We start from the raw sequence: 1,087 nt of genomic DNA on the forward strand, positions 1-1,087 counted from the left end.
AACGGACACGGTATCATTGCTGGCAACCGGTGCATCATTGATGGCATTGACGGTCAAGTTTACGCTCATTGGGGCTGAGTCTAACTCGCCATCATTAGCAATAAAGCTAAAGCTGTCACTGCCATTAAAATTCGCGGTAGGCGTATAAAGCCAGCTATCTGCACTTTGTTGCACGAGGGTGCCTTGGCTCACATCACTGTCAATGCGATAGGTTAAGCTGTCGTTTTCAATGTCGGTGGCAAATAAAGTGATCAATAAACTGGCGTCTTCATCGAGTGCCACGGTTTGTGCTTGGCCGACTGGCGCGTCATTCACCGGGTTAACCGTCATGGTCACAGTAGCCACGTTGGAGGTTGCGCCGTTACTGTCTTTAACAGTATAAGTGAAGCTGTCGCTGCCGAAGTAATCAGCATTGGCGGTGTAGATAATCGCGCCCGTTGCGGTGATTTGGGTTTGACCATTGTCAGCATCTGTGACGATGCTGACACTGCTGACATCTAAGCTGTCGCCAGTATCCACATCGCTGTCGTTACCCAGTACGTTGACCTCAAATGAGCCTTCTTCTTGTAGTTGCGCGGTGTTGTCCATGGCAACGGGAGCGTCATTCACCGCATTAATGGTCAGTGTCACGGTCGCTGGCGTTGAGCTGAGCCCTTCACTATCAGTGAGTGTGTAGGTAAAGCTAAACTCGCCGTTGACATCTTGCTGAGGCGTGATTGCTAAACTGCCATCAAGATTAACACTCACATTAGCAAAGTCGTACATGCCGGCGCCTGTGCCTGTGTTCTCTAAGCTGACGTTCGCCGCATTAAAGCCGCTGTCTTCCACGTCTGAATCGTTGGCTAAAATAGCTAACGTTGTCGCCGTGTCTTCATCGGTTGTCACTGCATCATTCACAGCTACAGGACGGTCATTCACTGCACCGATATTTACCGTAACAGTGCCTGGCAATGATACCCCACCCTCGCTATCGGTAACCGTATAGGTAAAACTGTCTTGCCCTGTCACATTCGCATCTGGGGTATACACAAAGGTGCCCGCGGCTTGGTCTAACACCACTTGCCCTGACGTTGGCCCGCTGACAAGG

General features: G+C 50.7%; 1 protein-coding gene. It reads right to left on the bottom strand.

Translation table 11 applies throughout. From position 1 onward, the window contains the following. Positions 1-1,087 (bottom strand): tandem-95 repeat protein (locus tag AAEU30_RS21455; protein WP_421962294.1); only part of this gene is annotated, 1,087 nt, incomplete at both ends.

Origin of the sequence: Pseudoalteromonas mucoides, from assembly GCF_049257175.1 — a bacterium.
Lineage (GTDB): Bacteria > Pseudomonadota > Gammaproteobacteria > Enterobacterales > Alteromonadaceae > Pseudoalteromonas.